The 25,129-nt window shown below is 38.4% G+C and carries 22 protein-coding genes and 4 tRNA genes; 12 read left to right on the top strand and 14 right to left on the bottom strand.

The genetic code is table 11. From position 1 onward, the window contains the following. The first annotated feature begins 405 nt into the window (after window positions 1–405). A complete protein-coding gene (gene asnS, locus AC6CH7_RS04505; protein WP_498261537.1) occupies window positions 406–1,854 on the top strand; it encodes an asparagine--tRNA ligase in 1,449 nt (482 codons plus the stop codon). Between the two features lie 145 nt (window positions 1,855–1,999). Here the strand turns inward: asnS and AC6CH7_RS04500 are convergent, their stop codons facing one another. Next, entirely contained in the window at window positions 2,000–3,664 is a 1,665-nt protein-coding gene (locus AC6CH7_RS04500) for an FMN-binding glutamate synthase family protein (RefSeq protein ID WP_498261536.1), read from the bottom strand. 76 nt (window positions 3,665–3,740) lie between these two features. Here AC6CH7_RS04500 and AC6CH7_RS04495 point away from each other — a divergent pair, with 76 nt between their 5' ends. Continuing rightward, window positions 3,741–4,361 carry an L-threonylcarbamoyladenylate synthase gene (locus tag AC6CH7_RS04495; RefSeq protein WP_498261535.1) on the top strand — a complete coding sequence of 207 codons (621 nt, stop codon included), beginning with the start codon at window positions 3,741–3,743 and terminating at the stop codon, window positions 4,359–4,361. Beyond that, window positions 4,362–5,543: a Na+/H+ antiporter NhaA gene (gene nhaA / locus AC6CH7_RS04490; protein WP_498261534.1), complete on the top strand. Its 1,182-nt coding sequence runs from the start codon at window positions 4,362–4,364 to the stop codon at window positions 5,541–5,543. It begins immediately after the preceding gene. Here nhaA and trpA read toward each other — a convergent pair. The 6 genes from trpA to recR form a co-directional block, all read right to left on the bottom strand. Then, complete coding sequence (gene trpA, locus AC6CH7_RS04485) at window positions 5,533–6,300, bottom strand: tryptophan synthase subunit alpha (RefSeq protein ID WP_498261533.1); 768 nt, start codon at window positions 6,298–6,300, stop codon at window positions 5,533–5,535. The genes nhaA and trpA overlap by 11 nt on opposite strands. A gap of 5 nt (window positions 6,301–6,305) precedes the next feature. After that, window positions 6,306–7,487: a tryptophan synthase subunit beta gene (gene trpB / locus AC6CH7_RS04480; protein WP_498261532.1), complete on the bottom strand. Its 1,182-nt coding sequence runs from the start codon at window positions 7,485–7,487 to the stop codon at window positions 6,306–6,308. A gap of 32 nt (window positions 7,488–7,519) precedes the next feature. Next, entirely contained in the window at window positions 7,520–8,149 is a 630-nt protein-coding gene (locus AC6CH7_RS04475) for a phosphoribosylanthranilate isomerase (RefSeq protein WP_498261531.1), read from the bottom strand. Then, window positions 8,149–9,138 carry an anthranilate phosphoribosyltransferase gene (gene trpD, locus AC6CH7_RS04470; protein WP_498261530.1) on the bottom strand — a complete coding sequence of 330 codons (990 nt, stop codon included), beginning with the start codon at window positions 9,136–9,138 and terminating at the stop codon, window positions 8,149–8,151. Before trpD ends, AC6CH7_RS04475 begins: the two co-directional genes overlap by 1 nt. A gap of 249 nt (window positions 9,139–9,387) precedes the next feature. Then, window positions 9,388–10,203 carry an SDR family oxidoreductase gene (locus AC6CH7_RS04465; protein ID WP_498261529.1) on the bottom strand — a complete coding sequence of 272 codons (816 nt, stop codon included), beginning with the start codon at window positions 10,201–10,203 and terminating at the stop codon, window positions 9,388–9,390. 5 nt (window positions 10,204–10,208) lie between these two features. Next, a complete protein-coding gene (gene recR, locus AC6CH7_RS04460; RefSeq protein WP_048904449.1) occupies window positions 10,209–10,826 on the bottom strand; it encodes a recombination mediator RecR in 618 nt (205 codons plus the stop codon). A gap of 117 nt (window positions 10,827–10,943) precedes the next feature. On the opposite strand from recR, the gene AC6CH7_RS04455 reads away from it, so the two are divergent. Then, a complete protein-coding gene (locus tag AC6CH7_RS04455) occupies window positions 10,944–12,422 on the top strand; it encodes a sodium:solute symporter (protein ID WP_498261528.1) in 1,479 nt (492 codons plus the stop codon). Window positions 12,423–12,442: 20 nt separating this feature from the next. After that, the gene (locus AC6CH7_RS04450) at window positions 12,443–13,150 is read left to right on the top strand and encodes an LOG family protein (RefSeq protein ID WP_498261527.1); all 708 of its coding nucleotides are present in this window, start codon (window positions 12,443–12,445) and stop codon (window positions 13,148–13,150) included. An 8-nt stretch (window positions 13,151–13,158) separates the two neighbouring features. On the opposite strand, the gene arsC is transcribed toward AC6CH7_RS04450, so the two are convergent. From arsC to AC6CH7_RS04430, 4 genes are all read right to left on the bottom strand, one after another. Next, the gene (gene arsC / locus AC6CH7_RS04445; protein WP_498261526.1) at window positions 13,159–13,500 is read right to left on the bottom strand and encodes an arsenate reductase (glutaredoxin); all 342 of its coding nucleotides are present in this window, start codon (window positions 13,498–13,500) and stop codon (window positions 13,159–13,161) included. A gap of 158 nt (window positions 13,501–13,658) precedes the next feature. Further along, complete coding sequence (locus AC6CH7_RS04440) at window positions 13,659–14,249, bottom strand: DUF502 domain-containing protein (RefSeq protein ID WP_498261525.1); 591 nt, start codon at window positions 14,247–14,249, stop codon at window positions 13,659–13,661. 19 nt (window positions 14,250–14,268) lie between these two features. Further along, on the bottom strand, window positions 14,269–16,728 hold the full coding sequence (locus AC6CH7_RS04435) for a bifunctional UDP-N-acetylmuramoyl-tripeptide:D-alanyl-D-alanine ligase/alanine racemase (protein WP_498261524.1): 2,460 nt from the start codon (window positions 16,726–16,728) through the stop codon (window positions 14,269–14,271). 72 nt (window positions 16,729–16,800) lie between these two features. Beyond that, window positions 16,801–17,487, bottom strand: a complete 687-nt coding sequence (locus AC6CH7_RS04430; RefSeq protein ID WP_498261523.1) for a substrate-binding periplasmic protein — start codon at window positions 17,485–17,487, stop codon at window positions 16,801–16,803. Between the two features lie 238 nt (window positions 17,488–17,725). On the opposite strand from AC6CH7_RS04430, the gene AC6CH7_RS04425 reads away from it, so the two are divergent. From AC6CH7_RS04425 to AC6CH7_RS04405, 5 genes are all read left to right on the top strand, one after another. Continuing rightward, a complete protein-coding gene (locus AC6CH7_RS04425) occupies window positions 17,726–18,217 on the top strand; it encodes a regulatory protein RecX (RefSeq protein ID WP_498261522.1) in 492 nt (163 codons plus the stop codon). A 133-nt stretch (window positions 18,218–18,350) separates the two neighbouring features. Next, window positions 18,351–18,423, top strand: a tRNA-Gly gene (locus tag AC6CH7_RS04420). A gap of 65 nt (window positions 18,424–18,488) precedes the next feature. Next, window positions 18,489–18,573: transfer RNA gene (locus tag AC6CH7_RS04415), tRNA-Leu, on the top strand. A 21-nt stretch (window positions 18,574–18,594) separates the two neighbouring features. After that, a tRNA-Gly gene (locus AC6CH7_RS04410) sits at window positions 18,595–18,667 on the top strand. A gap of 48 nt (window positions 18,668–18,715) precedes the next feature. Continuing rightward, window positions 18,716–18,800, top strand: a tRNA-Leu gene (locus tag AC6CH7_RS04405). Window positions 18,801–19,047: 247 nt separating this feature from the next. Here AC6CH7_RS04405 and AC6CH7_RS04400 read toward each other — a convergent pair. Then, window positions 19,048–19,632, bottom strand: coding sequence for a Crp/Fnr family transcriptional regulator (locus AC6CH7_RS04400; RefSeq protein WP_498261521.1), 585 nt, complete (start codon window positions 19,630–19,632; stop codon window positions 19,048–19,050). 468 nt (window positions 19,633–20,100) lie between these two features. Between AC6CH7_RS04400 and AC6CH7_RS04395 the strand changes: the two genes are divergently transcribed. Further along, window positions 20,101–20,748 carry a hydrolase gene (locus AC6CH7_RS04395; protein WP_498261520.1) on the top strand — a complete coding sequence of 216 codons (648 nt, stop codon included), beginning with the start codon at window positions 20,101–20,103 and terminating at the stop codon, window positions 20,746–20,748. Window positions 20,749–21,085: 337 nt separating this feature from the next. After that, complete coding sequence (locus AC6CH7_RS04390) at window positions 21,086–21,295, top strand: winged helix-turn-helix transcriptional regulator (RefSeq protein WP_498261562.1); 210 nt, start codon at window positions 21,086–21,088, stop codon at window positions 21,293–21,295. Between the two features lie 320 nt (window positions 21,296–21,615). On the opposite strand, the gene gdhA is transcribed toward AC6CH7_RS04390, so the two are convergent. Next, window positions 21,616–22,956, bottom strand: coding sequence for an NADP-specific glutamate dehydrogenase (gdhA, locus tag AC6CH7_RS04385; RefSeq protein ID WP_498261519.1), 1,341 nt, complete (start codon window positions 22,954–22,956; stop codon window positions 21,616–21,618). 278 nt (window positions 22,957–23,234) lie between these two features. Further along, complete coding sequence (locus tag AC6CH7_RS04380) at window positions 23,235–25,112, bottom strand: RagB/SusD family nutrient uptake outer membrane protein (RefSeq protein WP_498261518.1); 1,878 nt, start codon at window positions 25,110–25,112, stop codon at window positions 23,235–23,237. Window positions 25,113–25,129: the final 17 nt, after the last annotated feature.

The following is a 25,129-nucleotide window of genomic DNA, read 5'->3' as shown; positions in this document are numbered from 1 at the left end:
TATAAATTAAACGAGCATTACAAATATAGTGTTTTAAATTTAAAAACAACAAAAAATTGATTTTATTTAAATAAAAATCGAAATATACACCACATAAACAAACAAAACACAAACAAAACACACAAATACATCAAAAAAATACAATAAAAAACAACAAAAACACAAAACAACAAGCAAAACACTCAAATAAAAAGCAACAAACAACACATAAACAATTAAAAAAACGAAAAACACACACCAAAACAATAAAAAATATCAAAAAAACTTCAAAAAACATTACAATCATTTAAAAAAACCAAAAAAGTAAAATCAGAACAAACCACAGTAACTTTAATAAGCTACTAAAATATTCCCGCCCATTTATTAAAGGAAATCCTTATTTTTGACGCGCTCCACAAGAAAATCATGATTAAAAGAGAAAAAGTAAAAAGTTTGTTAGATACAAACGAATTCGACAGAGAAGTTACGGTTATGGGATGGGTGCGAACATTTCGCAACAACCAGTTTATTGCAATAAATGATGGCTCCTGCATTGGGAACATCCAAGTCGTAGTGGATTTTAATAATACTCCGGAAGAACTTTTAAAGCGTATTACTACAGGAGCTGCAATTTCTGTAAAAGGAAAAATTGTAGAATCATTAGGAAAAGGTCAGAGAGTAGACATTAAAGCTGAAACTATAGAAATATTAGGTGATAGTGATCCTGAAAAATTCCCTCTTCAACCTAAAAAACATAGCTTAGAGTTTCTGCGCGAAATTGCTCACCTGCGTTTCCGCACTAATACTTTCAATGCAGTCTTTAAATTACGTCACGCACTAGCCTTTGCTATCCATCAATTTTATAACGAAAGAGGTTTTGTATATATGCATACACCTGTTATTACTGCATCAGATGCAGAGGGTGCTGGTGAAATGTTTAAAGTTACCACACTTGATTTCGACAACACACCTCGTACAGATGATGGGAAAGTAGATTATTCGCAGGATTTCTTTGCGCGTGCAACTAATCTGACCGTATCTGGTCAGCTGGAAGGTGAGCTTGCGGCGATGGCCTTTGGACAGATATACACATTTGGCCCTACTTTTAGAGCAGAAAACTCAAACACAACACGCCACCTTGCTGAATTTTGGATGGTTGAACCTGAAATTGCCTTCGCCGATCTTGAAGACAACATGCAGCTTGCCGAAGACATGTTGAAATATGTGATCAGCTACGCGCTTGAACACTGCAAGGAAGAGATTGAATTCTTAAACAACCGTTTACTTGAAGAAGAGAAAACAAAACCTCAGAATGAGCGCAGCGAACTATCTTTAATAGAAAAGCTAAATTTCTGCCTAAATAATGATTTTGAGCGACTAACATATACAGAAGCTATTGCGATTTTAAAATCTTCTAAACCTAATCAGAAAAAGCAGTTTAAATATCTTATTGATGAGTGGGGAGCAGATTTACAATCGGAGCATGAGCGCTTCCTTGTTGAAAAGCATTTTAAAAAACCAGTAATCTTAACTGATTATCCGGCCGACATTAAGTCGTTCTATATGCGTCAAAATGAACCTGATGCTCAAGGCAGAAAAACAGTGGCTGCAATGGACATCCTGTTCCCAGGCATTGGCGAAATCATAGGAGGATCTCAAAGAGAGGAGCGCTTTGATAAGCTAACCCAAAGAATGGAAGACCTTAGTATCCCACTAGAAGAAATGTGGTGGTATCTGGACACCAGACGCTTTGGATCGGCACCACACTCTGGTTTTGGATTAGGATTTGAACGACTGATATTATTTGTAAGTGGAATGACAAACATCAGAGATGTAATTGCTTTCCCTCGTTTCCCTAAAAACGCAGAGTTTTAACAGACTCATAAAAGATATAAAAGGGGTCTATCACGTGATATGACCCCTTTTTTGTGAACTATCATTCTGAAATAAAATCAGAATGATAGTTTGTTTAAAACTGCCGCCATCTCCTTTGGTTAACCAAAGGAGATGGCGGCGTAGGCTACCTATTCTGATTTTGATTCAAATCATCTGCAAACGAGTTTGCATGTGTATAATCAACCAATGAAACTTTATAATCAGAAGGCACAAAACTTGTTGATACGCTCAGTGCCATTCCCAACTCAAATCTTAAAGGGTAAGGTGATTTCAATAAACTTCCTTCTGGAATATATGGGAAGCTTTCCATATATGATTGCATTACATTAGGGGCAATCCTTCTGTTAATATAAGCCCTGGTCAATTGATAGGGATGATGTAAACCCGCAGCACCCAATAACTCTACAGCACTTCCAACAGTAAGCCTATGAAAATTATAAACTCTAACAGTTTTATCTCCCACCACAAGGCCTTTCATTAAACTTGGGTCCTGTGTTGCCACTCCTGTAGGGCAAGTGTTACTGTTGCACTCTAAGGCCTGAATACAGCCCAATGCAAACATCATTCCTCTTGCCGAATTACAAAGGTCAGCACCAAGCGCTATATTCTTTACCAAATCAAATCCTGATGCTACTTTACCCGATGCAATAATCTTAATGTGCTTTTTCAGGTTAAAACCTACCAAAACGTCGTAAACAAAAGCAACACCTTCTCTTAATGGCATACCCACCGCATTAGAAAATTCCTGTGGAGAAGCTCCTGTACCACCTTCGCCCCCATCAACTGTAATGAAATCTACGTAAGTACCTGTTTCAACCATAGCTTTACAAATGGCAAAAAATTCACTTCTTCTTCCAATACACAGTTTAATACCAACTGGCTTACCACCAGAGAGTTCCCTCAGTTTCTTTACAAAGCCCATTAATTCCAAAGGGGTTTTAAAAGCTGCATGAGCTGGGGGCGAGATCACATCGAACCCTTCTTTTACCAACCTTATCCTTGCAATTTCAGGAGTAACCTTTTTAGCTGGCAATATGCCTCCATGCCCTGGCTTGGCACCCTGAGAAAGCTTAATTTCAATCATCTTTACCTGATCTGTACTTGATCTTTCAGCAAAGGCTTCATAGTTAAACGTACCATCATGATGACGGCACCCAAAATAGCCGGTTCCAATTTGCCAGATTAAATCTCCTCCGGGATTAGCATGGTAATCACTTATACCACCCTCACCTGTATTATGAGCAAAATTACCCATCTTGGCTCCGCCATTTAAAGCCAGAATAGCATTCTGACTTAATGAACCGAAGCTCATGGCAGATATATTATAAATACTTGCAGAATACGGCTTTAAACACTCAGGACCCCCTACCAACACACGCGGATCTTCATTAAGCTCAGTATGACTAATTGCCGAAATACTATGGCTCAGCCATTCATAACCATTTTCATATACGTCTAGTTGAGTACCGAATGGAATCGTGTCATTTTCTCTTTTTGCACGCTGATAAATCAATGAGCGACTAAGTCTGCTAAATGGCTTACCATTGGTATCACTCTCTACAAAGTATTGATAGACCTTTGGTCTTAAGTCCTCCATAAAGTATCTTAATCTACCTACTACCGGATAGTTCCTAACTATACTGTGTTTTGGTTGATACAGATCATAAATACCCAACAAAACAACTGGTCCTGTAAAAATGAATAACCACCATAAAGGTGGATAAGTAAGGCCCAACATTACAGTAAGTGCCACCAAAAACGCCGCAATTGCGATAAATGCTTTTCTCATATTCCTTAATTTAATAAAAACATGCCAATAGAACAATTATAATCTGATTTCGGATCAATATTTTGTAAATTTACACATGCTTATTAAAATCTATCCTGAAAACCCAAATCCCAAGGCGATTGAGCAAGTTGTTGAAGTATTGAAAAAGGGAGGAATAATCATCTACCCAACCGATACCGTATATGGAATGGGTTGCGATATTACCAATCATAAAGCCATTGAAAAGATTTGCCGTTTAAGAGGCGTTAAGCCCGAAAAGGCTAATTTCTCTTTCATCTGCTCAGATTTAAGGCACATTTCTGACTATATAAAACCTATTGATACCACCACATTCAGATTACTTAAAAAGGCTTTACCGGGCCCATTTACATTTATACTTAATGCAAACGGAAATGTGCCAAAGCTACTAAGCTCTAACAAGAAAACGGTTGGTATAAGGGTACCTGATAATGATATTGCAAGAGAAATTGTTCTGCAGCTTGGAAATCCAATTCTCTCTACCTCTATCTATGATGACGATGAAGTAATCGAATACTCTACAGATCCCGAACTGATCCACGAAAAATATGAAGACACTATAGACATCGTAATCGATGGCGGATATGGAGATAATGAACCATCTACAGTTGTAGACTGTACCTCAGGAGATTTTGAAATCATCCGTCAAGGAAAAGGAAACCTGGAAAACTACCTATAAATGGCCAAAATAATAAACTTACAAGCATTTAAAGACTTTTTACGATCAGGACAAATTGGAGGCATACTCCTTATGGTATGTGTTGCAATCTCTCTGTTTATTGCAAATTCCAGTTATAAGGATGGTTTTTCTGCATTACTAGCTACAGATTTCGGCTTTACATTTGGCTCTGGTTCTTATGTATTTACGATTTCTGCCTGGATAAATGATGCACTAATGGCGGTCTTCTTTCTTCTTGTCGGCTTAGAGATCAAGAGAGAGCTTGTAGAAGGTGAGCTTTCATCTATTAAAAAGGCTTCTTTGCCTGTAGTTGCAGCACTTGGAGGTATGCTGGTACCCGCATTTATTTATTTTGTTTTAAATAAAGATACCGCTACTGCATCCGGATGGGGAATTCCAATGGCTACCGACATTGCCTTTGCCTTAGCTATCATATCCATGCTGGGCAAAAGTGTTCCGGCCTCATTAAAAATATTTCTTGCTGCCCTGGCCATTGTTGATGACCTTGGTGCCATATTGGTTATCGCCATTTTTTATACAAATGAGGTACATTTTCATTACTTACTGATGGCCGGAGGTGTACTTGCACTATTACTCGTATTTAACTTCTTTAAGATAAAACCGCTTTATTTTTATCTTATACCCGGAGTGTTCTTATGGTACTTCATTCACCACTCAGGCATACATGCAACAATTGCAGGGGTATTGCTTGCCCTTACCATACCGACCAATTCGGATAACACAGAATCGCCTTTAGAAAAGCTTGAACACTTATTAAACGGTCCTGTAAATTATTTTATCATGCCAATCTTTGCGCTGGCCAATACCAACATCACCTTTCAAAAAGAAATGCTTGGCGGTTTAGTATCACCACTCGGTCTGGGAATTGTGATCGGTCTTTTTGCCGGCAAAACAATAGGCGTTACACTATTCTCCTGGCTTGCAGTAAAATTGAAACTGGGAACACTTCCATCGCAATCAGGCTGGAAACACATTATTGGCTTAGGCATGTTGGCTGGTATAGGATTTACCATGTCCATATTCATATCCCTGCTTTCATTTAGTGATGAAATGCATGTAACCGAAGCAAAATTTGCGATTCTTTGTGCTTCGGTTATTGCAGGATTAGTTGGTTTTGTTTTCCTAAAATCTATTAAAGGAAAAGCGCCGGTTAAGGCTTAAATTCTTTCATGAAGTGTTTAACACTGCCCTGAACATCATTGGCAGACAAGCTTTTAACAAAAGCAGTACCTATAATTGCGCCATTAGCATATTTACATGCTTTATCAAAGGTTTCTTTACTACTTATACCAAAACCTATCATGGTTGGGTTTTTAAGTTTTAATGAAGCAATTCTTGAAAAATATGCTTCGGTAGTATCAGATACCTGAAGGTTTTTTCCTGTGGTTGCCGACGATGATAACAAGTAAATAAATCCATTGCTTAAACCGTCGATTTTACGGATCCTTTCTTCAGAAGTTTGAGGGGTAACCAGAAATATATTACTTAAACCATATTTAGCAAAAACTGGCTCATATAACTCCTCATGTTCAACCATTGGGAGATCCGGAACTATGCATCCATCTACACCTACCTCTGCACAAGCTTTACAGAAATTTTCTACACCAAATTGAAGCATTGGATTTACATACCCCATTAACAAAACCGGAATAGTTACCGTTTTACGTAAATCTTTAAGCTGCTCAAACAACAATCTTAAGTCCATACCATTATCAAGTGCTTGTTTACTACTCGCCTGTATTACCGGACCATCAGCAACAGGATCGGAATATGGAAACCCTATTTCTAATAAGTCTGCTCCTGAACGTTCTAACTCTTCTGCAATTGCCACTGTATCTCCAAGATTAGGATAACCGGCTGTATAGTAAATTGATAATATATCTTTCTTTTCCTGAAATAACTTTTTAATTCTATTCATTTCTTTTATAATCCAAAATATTTCATGTAAGTATCCATATCCTTGTCACCGCGGCCCGACAAGCAAACCACTACATTCTCCCCACCTTTAAAATTCATTTTCTCCAGATAAGCCAGTGCATGGGCACTCTCTATTGCAGGGATAATACCCTCCATTTGAGTAAGCAATAAACCAGCTTCCAAAGACTCATCATCAGTTATGGAAACATACTGGCCACGACCGGTTTTAAATAAATGTGCATGCTGAGGACCAATGCCGGGATAATCTAATCCTGCCGATACAGAATGAGGTTCTACCACCTGACCATCTTCTGTTTGCATCAGAATACTTCTGCTGCCATGCAACACACCTTCTTTACCTAAAGTAGTTGTAGCTGCCGAAAACCCGCTATCAACTCCTTTACCTGCAGCCTCTACTGCTATCAGTTTTACCTTTTCATCATCAATAAAATGGTAGAACATCCCTATGGCATTACTGCCACCACCGACACAAGCCAATACATAATCTGGCTGGTCATTACCCGTTTGTTCAATCAATTGTTTCTTAGTCTCTTCTGAAATGATAGATTGAAAAAGCGCCACCATATCTGGGTAAGGATGTGGCCCAACAACAGAGCCTATTATATAATGTGTATCTACCGGATTATTGATCCAATCGCGCATGGCTTCATTAGTAGCATCTTTTAATGTTTTACTTCCTGAAGTTGCAGGAACCACCTTAGCACCCAGCATTTTCATTCTGGCAACATTGGGAGCCTGTCTTTGAATATCAATCTCTCCCATATATACTACACATTCTAATCCGCGTAATGCACACACTGTAGCAGTAGCCACACCATGTTGCCCGGCACCGGTTTCGGCAATAATACGTTTCTTACCTAAACGTTCTGCAAGCAATATTTGCCCAATGGTATTGTTGATTTTATGCGCACCTGTATGATTCAGGTCCTCACGTTTCAGAAAAATATTGGCGTTATATTTTTGCGATAACCGTTTAGCCAAATATAGTGGCGAGGGCCTGCCCACATAATCTTTAAGTAACTGATGAAATTCCTTTTGAAAGTCTTTATCCTCAATAATTTTAAGATAATTCTGTCGTAATTCTTCTACATTCGGATATAGCATTTCCGGAATATAAGCTCCGCCAAAATCTCCGTAGTATCCTTTTTCATTTACAAAATAGTTCATAGTCTTGTTCTTAAATCCTTGATTGAGTGACCTCAATAGGACAACATATTTTTAAAGTCAATCAATTTATCTATATCCTTTAACCCAGGCTCCAATTCAAACTTGCTATTAATATCAATAGCATAAAAACGCACATCTTTTATTCTGTTTATTTCATCAATACTTTCCAAATCAATTCCCCCACTTAAAAAGTATGGTTTATCTAACACATATTTTCTAAGCAATTCCCAGTTAAAAGTTCTTCCAGAACCTCCATGGTCAGGAGTTTGGGTATCAAACAAAAAATAATCAACTGCGTCAGCATATGCTTCCAACTGTTCAAAATCAAATTGCTCATCAATTCCAAACGCCTTTATTACTTCTATGTCTAACAATGCTTTTAGCTGGCTGCAATAATTAGCCGATTCACTTCCGTGTAATTGAACAGCATGTAGTCCATATTCCAGAGCCCGTTCAACAACTATTCTAAGTTCTTCATTTACAAAAACGCCTGTTCTTTTGATATTAGAAGGCAGATCCTTAACAAACTGAGCTGAAAGGTCTGCAATAAATCTTTTTGAGCCATTATAGAAAATAAATCCCATATAATCAGGCTGCAAGTCTGCCACCATTTCAATGTTTGATGGCACCTTCATTCCACATACTTTCAGTCTCTTATCCATTACCTTGATATTAAGTTTTTAAAACTCTTCAAAGCACTCTTGCTCATTAAAGAAGCTTCTGCTTCATAAAAACAATCCGCAAAAGATTTAGTGTTATCTATTGTCTGAATAGCAAGCGCAGCATTACAAAGCACAACATTTCGTTGAGCATCTGTACATTCATCGTTTAGCACATTCACAAAAATCTTTGCTGAAGATTCAACTGTATCTCCTCCTTTTATTTCCTGCTCATCAATCTTTGCAAACCCAAGATCAGCAACAGTTACCAACGACTCTCCATTTTTACTAAAAGTTTTAAAATCGCAAGTCAGCGAAACCTCATCAAAACCATCAACTGCATGCAGTATCGTATAGTTTTTATCAGTATCCTGATATAAATAAGCATATAACCTTGCCAGTTCCAGACTAAACACGCCTACAATTTGATTTTTTGGTTGGGCTGGATTTACCATTGGCCCAAGCATATTGAAAAAGGTTTTAACCCCTAATTCCTTACGTATAGGGGCAACTATTTTCATTGCCGGATTAAATAATGGAGCATGGATAAAGCATATTCCTGCCGTATCTAAACTACGTTTTAAAATATCCTGTTCGTTAGTAAATGTATAACCCAGATACTCCATAACATTTGAGGAACCGCAGCCGGATGACACACCATAATTACCATGTTTAGCCACTTTGTGACCTGCACCAGCCACAACAAAAGAAGCAAGTGTAGATATGTTGAAGGTATCTTTACCATCACCGCCTGTTCCGCAAAGATCTACAAGCTCATAATCTGAAAAGTTCAGTTTCACGCAAAGATCAAGCATAGCATCGCGAAAGCCCTGAAGCTCGGCAACAGTAATGTTCCGCATCCCATAAGCTGTAATAAAAGCAGCAATCTGCGAGGTATTAAATTCGCCTAAGGCAATAGAAGTAAGTATCTTTTGTGCCTCTGCTCTGCTAAAGGTTTTGTTTTCAAATAGGTGGTTAAGTATTTTCTTCATGTTATTTCCTTCTTAAAGAAGTTTTTCAAAATGTCGTAAAACAAAAAAGGTTGCCTTAAGCAACCCTCAAAATATTTTTATATAAAATAAAACGTTCAAAACGGGGTTACACTACGCTATTGCGTTGTGCCACCACCAGTTGTTAAGTCCGTTTGTAAGTATCATTATAGCAAATATGGAATTGTTTTTGCAAAGCAGCAAATCTTTTATCAAAAAAAATAAAATTTATTACTTCATTGCAAGAGGGCTTTACTTAATGAGCGCGTTCTTTTCCTTGGTAAAATGATTAAAAACCAGTTTATCTGCCAATGCAGGCAATAACTTATTAATCCACACGGTGAGCTTACCCTGACCTGTCATAACCAAAGTGCGCTTCTTGGCTGCAATGCCATCAACGATACGAGTAGCCACTTCTTCCGCTGTCATCATTTTACTTTCTTCCATACTTGTTTCGCCATGAGAAGCACCATCTTTAGCCAATGCTGTAACCCGAATATTAGAAGCCGTAAAACCAGGGCAAGCGACCATCACATGAACACCGGTTTTAAGCAATTCGGTCCGCAATGACTCCATAAAACCATTCATGGCAAACTTGGAAGCAGAATAACCTGTACGACCAGGCAAACCACGATATCCTGCAATTGATGATACGCCTATTACACTGCCTTGTGTTTTTAAAATCTCGGGCAGCGCATATTTAGTGCAATAAACTGTACCCCAGAAATTCACATCCATTAGATTCTTCAAAACAGATAAGTCCAGGTCATTGAACAATGCGCGCATAGATAAGCCTGCATTATTGACTAATATGTCTATCCTGCTGAAAGTGACTAAAGCTTGTTTAACAAGCACTTCACATTCCACTTCCTTGCTCACATCGGCCTGAACTGCAATAGCCCTTATACCATATCTTGCCTCCAGATCAGCGGTAATTTCGCAAAGGGTAACATATTGCCTGGCACCAAGAACCAGGTTAGCACCGCGTTTGGCAAACTCTTCAGCACATGCTTTTCCAATACCAGATGATGCACCCGTAATTATGACTACTTTATTCTTAAAATCCATTCTAATTATTTAATTAATGAGTTTTCATAAGGCACTCTGGTAATAATAGACCTTCCCAGTGTAATCTCATCAGCATATTCCAGCTCACCACCAAAGGCAATCCCCCTGGCAATTGTAGTAATTGGTATTTGAAAATCTTTAAGCCGCTTATACAAATAAAAGAGTGTTGTATCACCCTCCATGGTAGCGCTCAGCGCCAGTATGATTTCTTTTACCGGGGTTGTAGCAACGCGCTGCACCAACGAATCAATAAACAAATCAGATGGTCCTACCCCGTCCATTGGAGATATGAGTCCGCCAAGTACATGATAAACGCCAAAATATTGAGAAGTATTTTCCACAGCCATTACATCTCTGGTATCTTCTACTACACAGATCACTTCCTTTTCGCGCTTAGCTGCCGAGCATATTTCGCAAATATGGTTATCAGAAATATTATGACAAATGCCGCAATGCTTAATTTCTTTTCTAAGCCTTACAATTGCATTTCCAAAATGTTCCACTTCCTCCTGCTCTTTATTTAATAAATGCAGAACCAACCTTAACGCTGTCTTTTGTCCAACGCCAGGTAACTTCGAAAATTCGTTAACAGCGTCCTCAAGCAATTTAGAAGAAAAGTTCATCTTACAAACTTAGATAAATTGTAAATGTAAATTTATATTTATCTCCTGATATTTAATTTTTATAAGTAGAAACTCATGAGGGTTTCTTACATTTAGAATCTTAACTAATCATAAAAAATGAGTCCAATTATACTTTTGTCTTTTCTGCTCGGTTACTTTGCACTGCTAATAGGTGTATCCTATTTTACATCCCGAAACAACTCCGACAACGCTTCATTTTTTATAGCAAACAGAAATTCAAAATGGTACCTGGTGGCGTTTGGAATGATTGGAACGGCCCTTTCGGGCGTTACTTTCATCTCCGTTCCCGGAGCCGTAGGTAAAAGCGAATTTGGCTATTTCCAGTTTATACTGGGTAATGCCGTCGGTTTTGTCATTATCGCCACAGTCCTATTACCTTTGTATTACAGGTTAAATATCATTTCTATATATACCTATCTTGAAAGACGCCTGGGCTTTTGGAGTTATAAGAGTGGTGCCGTTATCTTTTTAGTTTCGCGTACTATTGGCTCCTCTTTCAGACTTTACCTTGTTGCTATCGTATTGCAAAAATTCATATTTGATGCATGGAATGTCCCTTTTTGGCTTACCATCGTCATCTGCCTGGTACTTATCTGGCTTTATACCCATAAGGGGGGATTAAAAACCATTATCATTACCGATACATTACAGACCGTGTTCTTACTCTTATCTGTGGTGCTATCGATCATTTTTATTGCAAGGTCTTTAAACCTGGATATTGCAGGGACTTTTGAAGCGGTAAAAAGCAGCAGCTATTCAAAAATCTTCTTTTGGGAAGATTTTATGGGTAGTAAAACGCACTTTATTAAACAATTCCTTGGGGGTATTTTTGTAACCATTGCCATGACAGGACTTGATCAGGACCTGATGCAAAAGAACCTGAGCATGAAAACAATAGGTGAAGCTCAAAAAAACATGTTCACCTTTACTGCGGTTTTTGTTGTAATGAACATTTTCTTTTTAAGTGTAGGCGCCTTACTGTACCTGTTTGCAGCAAAAAATGGAATTGATGTGGCAGCATTAAAAACGCCAGATCACCTTTACCCTGAAATTGCTTTAAATTACCTGAATGTTATTCCCGGCATTATTTTCATGCTCGGATTAACCGCTGCCACATTTGCGACAACAGATTCAGCATTGACTGCTTTAACTACATCGTTTTGCGTAGATTTCTTACATTTCGATAAAAAGGCTGATCAAAACGACCCAAAACTCGTAAGTAAAAGACATTACGTGCATGTTGGCTTTTCCATATTAATGGTTCTGGTAATCATGGTTTTTAAGCTCATTAATGACGATTCCGTTGTGAACGCCATATTCAAAGCAGCCGGATATACTTATGGACCATTGGTAGGATTATTCGGTTTTGGTATGCTAACTAAAAAAGCTGTAACAGATAAGCTTGTACCTTATATCTGTATCGTCTCGCCAATACTATGCTATATAATAGATATAAACTCATTAAACTGGATTAATTACGCCCTGGGTTTTGAGCTTATCATATTAAATGGTCTAATTACGTTCATACTTCTTTGGATAACTGGGAAACAAACTACAACCCAGACCAAATTTTAAATACTATAATACCTATTAGAATGACAAGTGAAGAGAAAATAAGAAGCGCATTTGAAAACAAGAACTGGCAGGAAATAAAAGTTACCGACTCCTGGCAGATTTTTAAAATAATGGCCGAATTTGTTGACGGCTTTGAAAAGTTGGCTAAAATAGGCCCATGCGTAACCATTTTTGGATCGGCAAGAACTGCTGAAACAAATAAATATTACCAAATAGCGGTTGAGTGTGGTAAACTGTTAACAGATCGTGGCTACGGTGTTGTTACTGGTGGCGGACCCGGCATTATGGAAGCCGGAAATAAAGGTGCACATACAAATGGCGGTAAGTCAGTTGGCTTAAACATCGAATTACCTTTTGAGCAGTTCCACAATAAGTACATCGACCATAACAAACTCCTGGAATTTGATTACTTCTTTGTCAGAAAGGTAATGTTCATGAAATACTCGCAAGGTTTCATTGTTTTACCAGGGGGTATGGGTACCATGGATGAGCTTTTTGAAGCAATTACACTTATACAAACAGGTAAAATAGCAAGATTCCCTATCGTGCTTGTGGGTAAAGATTACTGGACTGGATTAGTGGACTGGATAACCAGCACCATGTTAAACAAGGAGCATAACATCCATGCCGAGGATTTAAACCTATTCAGGCTAGTTGACACTGCCGAAGAGGCTACCGAACATATTTTCAGATTCTATGAGAAGTATGTTCTAAAACCGAACTTCTAGGCAGGCTTTTAAAGAAGGTCATAAATCTTTTCTGATGGTCTTGCTATAACAGCAAGATCATCAGAAACTAATATTGGACGTTCAATCAATATTGGATTTTCAACCATTGCTATGATCCATTCTTCATCTGAAAGATCCTTCCCTTTATACTTCTCTTTATAAACAGTTTCTGATTTACGCACGAGCTCATGAGGGGTAATTCCTAATTTAGCAACAATAGCGTGCAATTCATCCACAGTAGGGACTGTTTCCAGGTAATTTATCACTTCAAATTCCTTTCCGCTATCTTCTAAAATAGTTAACGCACACCTGCTTTTACTGCATCTATTATTATGATAAATTTTGATCATCCTTCTTAAATCATTTTAAATTCTTGCTTTTTCTTCTCCCTCCTTATCCCTTCTGTCTGGAGTCATATTTATTCCTCAAAAACCAATTGTTGGGAGACGACATGCAAATATTTTGCCCTTCCGCAAAAGATTTGAGAAGTCGAGCAATAGGTGTTTTTTCAGAAATGGCTAACTCCGCCAGATACAACCAACTTCATAGCATCTGCTGCAGTCATATTTAACGACTTAATCTTTTCGTTTTTAACAACGTAAACCTGACCGGCAAAAGAGTAAGAAAATGGGAAATAAACAATTGCCTCTCCAGGAAGTCCTATAGATTTAAGATCAGACTGGGTAAGAAAACCTATCCTCTTTAAATCTCCTTCAACCTCTACAAGCACTGGGTGATTAAACTTCTTCTCATCGCCTACAAACGCCTCAGTAAGATCTTTAATAGACGAGTAAATAAATTTTAACACAGGAAGCCTGTCTAAAACTTTTTGAAACCAATTATACATTGGTTCAGTAACAAAATTAGTTACAAAAATTCCTGCAACCAGGATAATGGAAATTACCAATGCCAGCCCTAGTCCGGGAATATTTCTGCTTGCCCCGGTCCTTGGGTCTACCCCCAGAATATTGTTTACATTTAACCAGCTGTCTACCGTAGTAACAGCCCAAATCACAATAAAAATACTTAGTGCAATAGGCAGCACAATCAACAACCCTTTAATAAGGTAATTTAACAACGCCCTACCAATTCTATTCATGATGCAAACTTAGATAAAACTACTCATAAAAATACACTCGTTTTACCCTTTGAGATACATTTGTTAATATTTCGTAGGGTATGGTATCTATTTGTTTTGCTAACTCAGAGATGGTAAGCTTTCCGTTAAAAACAATTACCTCATCGCCAGTTTTCACATCTAACCCAGTTACATCCAACATGCACATATCCATGCATATCACACCAACAGTAGACACAAGGTGACCGTTAATCAGCATTTTACCAACACCATTTCCAAACTTACGGTTATATCCATCAGCATAACCGATTTTAACTGTTGCTATCATGCCTCCATTGGGCAAAGCACCCCTTCTGCTATAGCCCACTGTTTCATTAGGTTTTATAGGCTTTACCTGAGTTACTGTCGTTTTCAAAACAGCTACAGTTTGGAGTCCTTTATTATGAGATAAACCTCCATCAAAACCATACAGCCCAATTCCGAGCCTAACCATGTCCAACTGAGCTTCGGGGTGACGTGAAATCCCTGATGTATTAGAAATATGTCTGATAAATGAATAGTCTATTCCTTCCTTAATCTTATCGGCTACGGAAGTAAACCTTTCCAATTGATGTGCCGTAAATTCATCATGCTTGGGGTCATCGCTACCGACCAGGTGAGAAAATACAGAAATCACCTTTACTTTTTCGGTTTCATTTAATTGTTGTAAAAGATCTGCTAATTCAGTTTCTTCAAAACCCAGCCTGTGCATTCCGGTTTCTATCTTCAGGTGAATAGGGTAATTTTTCACACTTTCATTTAAAAAGCCGATAAAGCTTTTTAAAATGTCAAGATTATAAATCTCAGGCTCCAATTTATGCTTAACTATTGCATCAAAAGCAGAAGGTTCAGGACTCATTACCATAATAGGCATAGAAATCCCTCCTTTTCTAAGAGCCACTCCCTCATCTGTATAAGCTACCGCCAGATAATCAACCTTATGGTATTGTAACAGGTTGGCAATTTCAAAACTACCGCTACCATAAGAAAAAGCTTTAACCATGGCCATAACTTTAACACCAGGCTTTATTTTATTTCTATAGAACTGCAGATTGCCTGCCAACGCATTTAAATCGATCTCCAGAACCGTATCGTGTATCTTTTGGGTAATCAGCTTACTGATCCGGGCAAACTCGAACCTGCGTGCGCCTTTAACTAAAATAGTTTCATTATTAAAATGAAGAGATGGAAAGTTCTCGATAAAAGCTAACGTGCTTTCAAAGAAAGAGGTTTCCATATCAAATAACTCTGCTGCTGCAGAAATATGTGGCCCCACACCTATCAGCCTGTTTACATTTTTTTGCTTAAGCAGAGCAGATATCTCTGCATACAGGTCCTCATCACTTTTCCCGGTTTCATACAGGTCAGAAAGTATAAGGGTCTTTTTAGGATGCTGGTTCTGCAGGTTTAAAAAATCAAGTGCAATGGCCAATGAGGAAATATCGGCACTATAAGAATCATCAATAACCGAACATTGATTGATTCCATTTTTCAGTTCCAAACGCATGCTAACCAGCGTCAGTTTTTCTAGCAAAGCATCCGTTTGCTGAGGCGTGTAATCTAATGCAAGCAGGGTGGCCCAGCAAATAACACCATTTTCAAGAGAAGCTTTATCGGAGAACGGAATTAAACACTCTATTTCTTCGCCTTTAAATTTTGCTCTTATATAATTTCTACCGTCTATTGGCTCTATAAATAAAATCTGAAGATCTGCCTTTTGTTTAAAACTCCAGGAGAATTTTGATTTGCCTGGTAAATCATCTAAACTTAGTCCCTCGGTGTATTCTGGAGCGTAAATAAACAATTCTGCATTTTTAAAGAGCTTTAACTTTTCGAGTAGCTTTTCTCTAACAGATGAAAAACCTTCTGCATGTGCTTCTCCAATATTGGTTAAAATACCTATCGTTGGTTGTATAATTTCGGCAAGGCTATCCATTTCGCCAGATTTGGAAATGCCAGCTTCAAATATTCCCATGGTATGGCTCTCTTCAATTTCCCATACAGAAAGGGGCACACCAATTTGAGAATTAAAACTTTTCGGACTTCGAACTATATTAAAATCAGCTGCAAGCAATTGATACAACCACTCTTTAACTATAGTTTTACCATTGCTTCCGGTAATTGCAATTGTTTTTAGCGTATGATGTTCACGATTGTATTTTGCTAAAGTTTGAAGCGCCACTAACACATCAGCAACCAACAGGATATTAGCATCAGGAAAGCTTTTAATGTAATTCTCGTCACTGATTACAAAATTCTTAATTCCATTTGCATAAGCATCTTTAAGGTACTCATGTCCATTTCTTTTTGCATTCAAAGCAAAAAATAAAGACTCATCCGGATCAATTACACTTCGGCTATCAATTACCAATTTGGTAATTATAGCCTGATCATTGGGTATGTATGATTTTGCACTTAAAATGCCTGCAATAAGAGAAATGGAATAATTGGGATTGCTCATGCCTCAAAATTAAACTTTTTTAAAGAACTGAATGAGGACTCGTTTTAAAAGATGCTCTTTATATGAGCATTTCTAAAACTGAATATCCGTGAACCACTTTTTATAAATCGTCTGATAGGTTCCATTCTCTTTTAAAAGGCCAAGAACTTTGTTAAACTGATCACGAAGCTGAGTGTCCCCCTTTTTCATGGCTATTGCATATTGAGAATCTGTTTTAGGCAGGTACATCCCTACTTTTAGTTTTTTGTTTTTTTGTAAAAAGCCACCTGCAATTGGTGAATCATCGATAAGCAGGTCTATTTTTCCAGCTTGCAGCTTTCTATACAATTCTTTGTTTGTTTCGGCATGCACCATATTGTTGCCAGGGAAATTAACATGAACATATCGCTCTGCCTCGGTTGCTTCTCTGATACCGATTGTTTTATTTCTAAGGTCATTTATGTCCTTTATGTGATCATCGTTGTTGACTACAGCACATAATCTAAAGTGCAAATAGGGATTGCTGAATTCAAGAATATGCCTGCGCGAAGGGGTAACAGTTACTGCAGAGCAGATAAGATCCAGTTCTCCTTTAAACAACTTTTCGAGAATGGTTGCCCATAATGAAACTTCGTACTCTACCTCCAAATCAAGATGTTCGGTGATGGCCCTCATTAAATCGACTTCGAAACCTTCAAACTTTTCAGAATTGTAATCTGAATGCATAGGAAATGGAGCTGCAGAATCTAATCCGACTTTCAGTATTTTTTTTGGTTCCATAGAAGGAGAGTTAACTAAATGACATCCGAACGAAGCTAAAATACGCCTTTTCAACAATAATCTAATAAAAAAACCCTAAAACAAACAAAATGTTTAAGATAATTATTGCTTTTTATTCATTTACAAGACGTTAAAACTGAGCTGAATTAAAATTTTGTTAAAAACACCGAACTTAAACAAGAAATTCTAGTTTAAACATAAATCACACTAATAACAAGCACATTTTGTAATATTGTAAATGCTCGATTCATCAAAAAAACAAACAGTAAAGCTAGATAAGAAAGCAGCTTTAGCAAAAGCTGAGCATTATTGTGCTTATCAGGAAAGATCTCAACAGGAAATCAGAAACAAACTTTATGAATGGGGGCTTTGGAAAAATGAGGTTGAAGAAATCATTTCAGAACTTATACAAACAAACTTTTTAAACGAGGAGCGTTTTACGATGGCTTACGTTTCTGGCAAATTTAAGATAAAGAAATGGGGAAAGATGAAAATCAAACAGGGCCTTAAATTAAAAGGGGTAACTGAAAAGATGATTTTGAACGCGCTAAAAACCATAGATTATGATGACTATTTAGAAACCATACTCATTTTAGCGAACAAAAAGCTACCTTCCATTAAAGAAAAAGATGATTACAAGAGGAAATATAAGCTTACTTCCTACTTAATGGGGAAGGGTTTTGAAAGCAGTTTAATCTCGGAAGTACTAAAGACCAATGGCTTAGCTTAACCGCAGCATTTTTTATAAAAAATAACTTGACGGTAATACAAAAGTATTTATATTTGCAATCCCAAACGGAAACAAGGTTATTAATTATTGTTTTAAAAAGGGAATCATTGGATAATGATTTAATGAAACCAATGCGAAAGTAGCTCAGTTGGTAGAGCACGACCTTGCCAAGGTCGGGGTCGCGAGTTCGAATCTCGTCTTTCGCTCTAAAAACCTGTAAAGGTTTTTAAGTAAACAGTCATCATTTCAACAGATATTGAAATAAGACTATGCTCAGATGGTGGAACTGGTAGACACGCAGGACTTAAAATCCTGTGACCTTAAAAGTCGTGCGGGTTCGATTCCCGCTCTGAGTACAATAAAACAATAATACCAACGCGAAAGTAGCTCAGTTGGTAGAGCACGACCTTGCCAAGGTCGGGGTCGCGAGTTCGAATCTCGTCTTTCGCTCAAAATGCCTTCAGTAGAAGGCATTTAATTTTAAAAGGTTATTCACCTGCTCAGATGGTGGAACTGGTAGACACGCAGGACTTAAAATCCTGTGACCTTAAAAGTCGTGCGGGTTCGATTCCCGCTCTGAGTACAAACCCTTTTTACAGCATGTAGAGAGGGTTTTTTAGTTTAGAAATTTCTAAATATGCATTTAATCAGGATCAATGGGATCAATGCCAAATGTTGTGGAGCAGCGCTATGTTTTTCAATTTTATGCGTACAATTGAGTTAGTCGAAAGAGGAAGAATTCAATATTTTTGACTCCCCTGAACTGTGATCTGAATGCCTTTATTTTAGCGTTGAAAGATTCTGCAGATGAGATGATCAGGCAGTTTGAATCATTTTTGGAACCGCTGCCGTTTGACGCGGCTCAGCGTATCTTTGTTGACGCCGAGATAGGAAGCAATGAGATGCTGTGGAAATCGGTTCAGCAGATCAGGATATAAACTAACGAACTCGTCGTAGCGATCTTCTATGGTGTCACTGATGGATGAGGTCAGTCTTCTGTTATTAGCAATAATATTTCGCTCGTCCAGCAGGCGCATCATTTCACAAAATGCGGGGACGGTTTTTATAAGTTCATTAATGGATTCCCTGTTGATAAGAAGTACGTCTGTGTTTTCCCAGGCGTCGATATAGTACCGGCTTAGTGTCCCCATTGCAGCGCTCTCCCGGTCTCCCATCCACCAGCCTTCGACACCTAACCGCACCATGTGTTCGGAACCTTTATCATCGACCTTGAACATTCTCATGGCTCCCTTAACGATGAATGCATAAGTTTTCGCCCGGTCACCCGCCTGTAGCAGAAATTGCCTTTTTCTTAATTTGGATGGAATCAATTCCTGTCTAAGGGAAATCTTCTCCTGATCTGAAAGTGGGACAGCGCTATATTTTTTCAGATGGTCAAAAAACACCTCGTACATATGGACTCCGTCAGAATTTAAGTATTAAATAATGAAAACAACTGATATTTCATGGTACAAAGATAAGACTAAATAAGCAATATGCCCAGTAATTCCCATTCTTGGAATTATAATATCCTGATTATGTGAACATTGGAGGCTATTTCAAATTCTTTATCAGGTTTGTAAACATTCACCGAAGTATGACTACAAGAAAAGACATAGGTATTTGTCTACAATTTTTACAGGCAAATATCGTCTTTCAGTTCTATTGACGTTGCTGAACTTTGTCTTCGTCAACATTATACAGAAACTGTGAAATGCGATTGGGCAAAAGTCTTTAGACTATTATATTGAACTACATTGCTGCAGCGACGTAGCTCCAAACTTGTATCCTATCAATATCACCGTGGCTATTAATGAGCGTTTACCGACCCTCTTGTTGGCGATACATACATAGTTATTAATTCATTTCAAAAAATCAAATTTATGAGTAGTTTACCAATTCGTGACAGAGAAACGGATCATTTGCTTACAGCAGAAAATGCATTATTGATCGTAATCGACTACCAACCGCCGCAGGTCAATTCCATTGGTTCAATGGACAGACAAACGTTAGTCAACAATATTTGTGGCGCAGTCGAGGCCGCCAAGTTATACGGGATGCCTATGGTGGTGTCCACGGTCAATGTGGCGACTGGACTAAACAAACCTATTATTCCGCAGCTCAAAAAACGCCTGGACGGTGTCACACCTATCGACAGAACTGGCGTCAACGCTTGGGAGGACAAGGAATTCGTGGAGGTTGTACGTGCTACAGGGAGAAAGAAGCTTATAATTGCGGCGCTATGGACGGAGGTGTGTCTGGCATTTCCAGCTTTGGATGCCTTACAAGAAGGTTTTGAAGTTTATGTACCTGTCGACGCCGTAGGCGGGACATCACTGGTAGCGCACGATGCGGCAATCCGACGCATGGAGCAAGCTGGAGCAGTTTCGATCAGCACGGCCCAACTTTTCTGTGAACTGCAAAGAGACTGGAATAGAACAGAAACCGTTGAAGGCTTTATCAAGCTGTACATTGAGACAGGCGGCAACGCCGGTGTTCAATTCTCGAACGATACTGCCGAGAAGAACTAAGCGAAATAGATCGAAGTTGCAGGAGCCTTCTTAATTGAAGGCTCCTTGTCTTGATAATGTATTTTAAAAGGGCGTGCCGTAGCATTTATAAGCAGAGACATGAACACGCCGAAACATAAAGACCGTAATTTTTACCATGGAACGAGAGTCTTGTCTTATTACGTAAGATTGGAGACAATTGGACTTTTTGAGGAAAATGAACACGACCATAGTACGTGTCCATTATGTAATAGTAACCTTGACTGGATATACCAAGCATATCTGCTATTCAACGATCCTTAAACACTTTAAATAGAAGTTTAGAATCAACAGCTAGAGAAAAGCCAAGGTTAAAAAGATCTTTCCGGTTCTGTCTCCCAAGGTGGAGTACAATCTTACCGAATTCGGTAAAACACTCATCCAGTTGATCCATTCCATCGGCCTCTGGGGAGACGAACATCAGGAGCGGCTACGCAGGGTCATTTTAAAGCGTATTTCACCATCATCAGGTGAACCGGAAAACACTTGCAAGGAAATTGCGACAGTTAGCGCTGCGTTGTCTCGTTGAACTAGTTCATGTAGCAGTAAACTGATGATTTGGCCATACGCCGTTTTGAAATAATTTCTTTCGCTTTCCATCTCTTCCTCGTTTCAGGATGCTAGTGCGATTAGTTGATTGTCTAAAGTTATACCTACTAATCGCTTGTACAGCGTTTAAAAAACGATGTGATAAAAATCCTTTTACCCTGACTGTCAGTGATTTTTAATATCGCATTGACTAATAATTGTAAATCACCTGTGAAATGTTCCGAAATTCGTACTTTCGGGAGTACAAGGCCTCTTTACTAAATGTAAAGAGGCCTCTTTTTTGTTTAATCATGCACAGTATTATACAATACCCTGTGCTATCATAGCATCCGCAACCTTAACAAAGCCCGCTATATTTGCTCCTTTACCATAATTAACATAGCCATCATCCTCTTTGCCATATTTAACACAATTCTGATGAATCTGAGCTATAATTACTTTTAGTTTAATATCAATTTTTTCGCGATCCCATGAATAACGCAGTGAGTTCTGGGACATCTCGAGCCCTGAAACAGCAACACCACCGGCATTGGCAGCTTTACCAGGAGCGTATAAGATCTTAGCTTTTTCGAACACATGGATAGCATCTGGTGTAGATGGCATATTTGCACCTTCTGCAACACAAAAACAACCATTTTCTACCAAAATCTTAGCATCGTTCTCATTCACCTCGTTTTGAGTAGCATTAGGAAAAGCCACATCACATCTTATACCCCATGGTTTCTCGCCAGCAAAAAATTGGCAATTAAATTTATCTGCATACTCTTTAATTCTTCCTCTGCGGCCGTTTTTTAGCTCCATAATGTACTTAAGCTTTTCTGTGTCTATTCCATCAGGATCATAAACAAAACCTTCCGAATCTGACAGGGTCAATACCTTTGCTCCTACCTCAATACATTTCTCGGCTGTATATTGAGCAACGTTTCCAGAACCTGAAATCACAACGTTTTTTCCTTTTAATGAATTACCTTTCAGCTTCAGCATCTCTTCAACGAAGTATACCACACCATAGCCAGTTGCTTCAGGACGAATTAGACTTCCTCCCCACTCAAACCCCTTCCCTGTTAAAACCCCTGTAAATTCGCCCCTGATACGCTTATACTGACCAAACAGAAATCCTATTTCTCTTGCCCCTACACCAATATCTCCAGCGGGAACGTCAATATCAGCACCAACATGGCGATATAATTCAGTCATAAAGCTTTGGCAGAATTTCATCACCTCAGCATCAGATTTCCCTTTAGGGTCAAAATCTGAACCTCCTTTACCTCCACCCATAGGCAAACCGGTAAGGCTGTTTTTAAATACCTGCTCAAATGCAAGGAATTTAAGTACACTTAAGTTCACAGATGGGTGAAAGCGCAAACCTCCTTTATAAGGACCAATTGCGCTGTTCATTTGAACCCTAAATCCACGATTAATTTCTACTTCACCTTTATCGTTCAACCAAGGCACTCTAAAAATAATAACCCTTTCCGGCTCCGCAATTCTTTCTAAAATCTTGTTTATTTTATACTTAGAATTCTTTTCACTAAAGGGTATTATTGATTCTGCTACTTCATATACTGCCTGCAAAAATTCCGGTTCATGAGCGTTCCGAAATTCTATTTTACTCATAAATGTCTTGATCGATGAATCCATTGATAATTTAAATGTTATAAAAATGATGAGTTGGCTTAAACGTATAAAAATGTGCTAAGCCTGGAAGTCGTAAGTAAGCGGAAAATTCTTTATAGAAAAGTACAATCAATATTGAATTAGTGATTGTGTTATAACATGCTACAATTTCCTTTATTATTTGATTCCTGGATAAAAATATGTTTTTTTATTCTACTAACAAAGAGTAATGCGCTGATCACGGATAAGATCAAAAAAAAGGGCTGTTCTGGATGAACAGCCCCACGATATTGAGTGCGTTATTAGTAACCTGGATTTTGTTTCAACTCACTGTTTCTGTTGATCTCGTCACGGCTAAATGGTCTAAAATAAATCTTATCGTCCCATTTGCGATTTTCTTGTGCGGTTTCTACAGTTGGTGTGTATGTATAATCATAAACTGAAGTATCATAATGGTATTTCCCGGACAAGGTTTGACCTGCCTTGAAGGTGCCTGAAACTTTAATATAAGTTGCTTTTCTACCCAAAGTTGCAGGTGCTATCATCCATCTGCGGGCATCATGATAACGTTGTTCTTCATATGCCATTTCAATTCTGCGCTCATGACGATAAATTTCGGTTAAAACTTCCTTTGAGCTACCGGTAATTGCAGGCATTCCTGCTCTGAAACGAATGCGATTTAACCACAATACAGCCGAAGCAAAATCGCTTAGCTCTATACTGGCTTCAATATAATTCATTACCGCCTCAGTATATCTGAAGAATGGCCATGGCACAAATTGCGGCATAGAGGCATCCACAATATTCGGATCTGGATCTATAAATTTATGTGTATAATAGCCTGTCCAGCTTCCATTCCAGTTTTCAATGGACCCGCCTCTTGTATCAAGCCCTTTAAAACGGATCTTTTTCCCGTCTTCAATAAGATCATATTCACCGGTTTGTATCTGATTGGCAGGATCTACTGAGCCGGAAACTTTATCCCTGGGTTTCCAACCAGCTCCGTCATATAAAACAGTTGCATAGAAACGTGGATCACGATTTTGATAAGGAGCGGATTTCTGTGCAGTATTGGTCCAACTAAATTTAGTTCCATCACTCATCTCATAATCATCAACAAGCAACCCTATTGGCGTGTTACCTGCCCAGTTATGATAGCCATTTGGTCCATTTGCTCTTCCATAGCGTAAGTCACTACGATCTATAAAATATCTCGCAAAAATTAATTCAGAGGCAGCAGCGACATCTATGCCAGGTGCTTTACTACCACCGCCCATAGCTATGCTTTTATAATTATTACGCCCCTCTTCTGCGGAAACCTTTGCTGTAAGGTCTAACTTGTAACCCATTTTGGCATCCATAACTGCTTTTGCTGCATTTTGAGCAGCTCTCCAGCGTGCATTGCGATCGCCTCCATCATACCCTAATAATTCCAGGTTAGCATAACCTGAAATAAGTATAGATTTTGCCTTTAAAGTAGGAACATCATGAAGATCACTTGCTGCATATAACAAAACACGTGATTTCAATGCTAAAGCAGCCAAAGAACTAGTTTGCCCTTTAATCATTGTATGATCTTTTAAGAGATTAAAAGATTCATCACAATCTTTGACAATGAAGTTTACGCACTCTTCATAAGTGGCTCTTTTTACTTTATAATCATCATTAAGTCCATAGCTTTTTGTAATAAGTGGCACAGCACCATAGTACCGTAACAGCTGCTGGTAAAAATAGGCCCTTAAAAAATAAGCCTGCCCCAACAACTTCGATTTTACAGCTTCGTCAGTAATTGCATTATCGGCACCAGTTAACTTTTCTACAGTGATATTACAGGCACGGATACGATTATACATCTGATCATAGCCCCAGGTTGCATGAACCCAACCTAATGTTGTTGGATTAATGGTACTGGCATTAACCAGATCGATTCCTCTATTGGGATGCGTAAAAAGTGACTCGTCTGAAACTGACGACAACATCTGCTCATCAAATCCCCCCACATTTAACCCATTGTATATCTCGGTAACAAAAGCTTGCACCAATGCAGGGTCTTTCCACACCAGATCAGCATTAATTGCTGTTGGCGGATCTACTGCAAGAAAATCCTTTTTACAACCCGATCCGAACAGCGTTATAAGAGCGATGGAAAATATGTATGTATTTCTATTTATAGGTTTCATATAAAATATTTTAATTC

The organism is Pedobacter sp. GQ55, from assembly GCF_059758925.1.
This window is presented reverse-complemented; position numbering and strand designations above follow the sequence as displayed.

What these genes read in the sequence shown, in the direction of transcription:
- asnS (WP_498261537.1), top strand. Translation starts at nt 406, where the DNA reads ATGATTAAAAGAGAAAAAGTAAAAAGTTTGTTAGATACAAACGAATTC.
- AC6CH7_RS04500 (WP_498261536.1), bottom strand. Translation starts at nt 3,664, where the DNA reads ATGAGAAAAGCATTTATCGCAATTGCGGCGTTTTTGGTGGCACTTACT.
- AC6CH7_RS04495 (WP_498261535.1), top strand. Translation starts at nt 3,741, where the DNA reads ATGCTTATTAAAATCTATCCTGAAAACCCAAATCCCAAGGCGATTGAG.
- nhaA (WP_498261534.1), top strand. Translation starts at nt 4,362, where the DNA reads ATGGCCAAAATAATAAACTTACAAGCATTTAAAGACTTTTTACGATCA.
- trpA (WP_498261533.1), bottom strand. Translation starts at nt 6,300, where the DNA reads ATGAATAGAATTAAAAAGTTATTTCAGGAAAAGAAAGATATATTATCA.
- trpB (WP_498261532.1), bottom strand. Translation starts at nt 7,487, where the DNA reads ATGAACTATTTTGTAAATGAAAAAGGATACTACGGAGATTTTGGCGGA.
- AC6CH7_RS04475 (WP_498261531.1), bottom strand. Translation starts at nt 8,149, where the DNA reads ATGGATAAGAGACTGAAAGTATGTGGAATGAAGGTGCCATCAAACATT.
- trpD (WP_498261530.1), bottom strand. Translation starts at nt 9,138, where the DNA reads ATGAAGAAAATACTTAACCACCTATTTGAAAACAAAACCTTTAGCAGA.
- AC6CH7_RS04465 (WP_498261529.1), bottom strand. Translation starts at nt 10,203, where the DNA reads ATGGATTTTAAGAATAAAGTAGTCATAATTACGGGTGCATCATCTGGT.
- recR (WP_048904449.1), bottom strand. Translation starts at nt 10,826, where the DNA reads ATGAACTTTTCTTCTAAATTGCTTGAGGACGCTGTTAACGAATTTTCG.
- AC6CH7_RS04455 (WP_498261528.1), top strand. Translation starts at nt 10,944, where the DNA reads ATGAGTCCAATTATACTTTTGTCTTTTCTGCTCGGTTACTTTGCACTG.
- AC6CH7_RS04450 (WP_498261527.1), top strand. Translation starts at nt 12,443, where the DNA reads ATGACAAGTGAAGAGAAAATAAGAAGCGCATTTGAAAACAAGAACTGG.
- arsC (WP_498261526.1), bottom strand. Translation starts at nt 13,500, where the DNA reads ATGATCAAAATTTATCATAATAATAGATGCAGTAAAAGCAGGTGTGCG.
- AC6CH7_RS04440 (WP_498261525.1), bottom strand. Translation starts at nt 14,249, where the DNA reads ATGAATAGAATTGGTAGGGCGTTGTTAAATTACCTTATTAAAGGGTTG.
- AC6CH7_RS04435 (WP_498261524.1), bottom strand. Translation starts at nt 16,728, where the DNA reads ATGAGCAATCCCAATTATTCCATTTCTCTTATTGCAGGCATTTTAAGT.
- AC6CH7_RS04430 (WP_498261523.1), bottom strand. Translation starts at nt 17,487, where the DNA reads ATGGAACCAAAAAAAATACTGAAAGTCGGATTAGATTCTGCAGCTCCA.
- AC6CH7_RS04425 (WP_498261522.1), top strand. Translation starts at nt 17,726, where the DNA reads ATGCTCGATTCATCAAAAAAACAAACAGTAAAGCTAGATAAGAAAGCA.
- AC6CH7_RS04400 (WP_498261521.1), bottom strand. Translation starts at nt 19,632, where the DNA reads ATGTACGAGGTGTTTTTTGACCATCTGAAAAAATATAGCGCTGTCCCA.
- AC6CH7_RS04395 (WP_498261520.1), top strand. Translation starts at nt 20,101, where the DNA reads ATGAGTAGTTTACCAATTCGTGACAGAGAAACGGATCATTTGCTTACA.
- gdhA (WP_498261519.1), bottom strand. Translation starts at nt 22,956, where the DNA reads ATGGATTCATCGATCAAGACATTTATGAGTAAAATAGAATTTCGGAAC.
- AC6CH7_RS04380 (WP_498261518.1), bottom strand. Translation starts at nt 25,112, where the DNA reads ATGAAACCTATAAATAGAAATACATACATATTTTCCATCGCTCTTATA.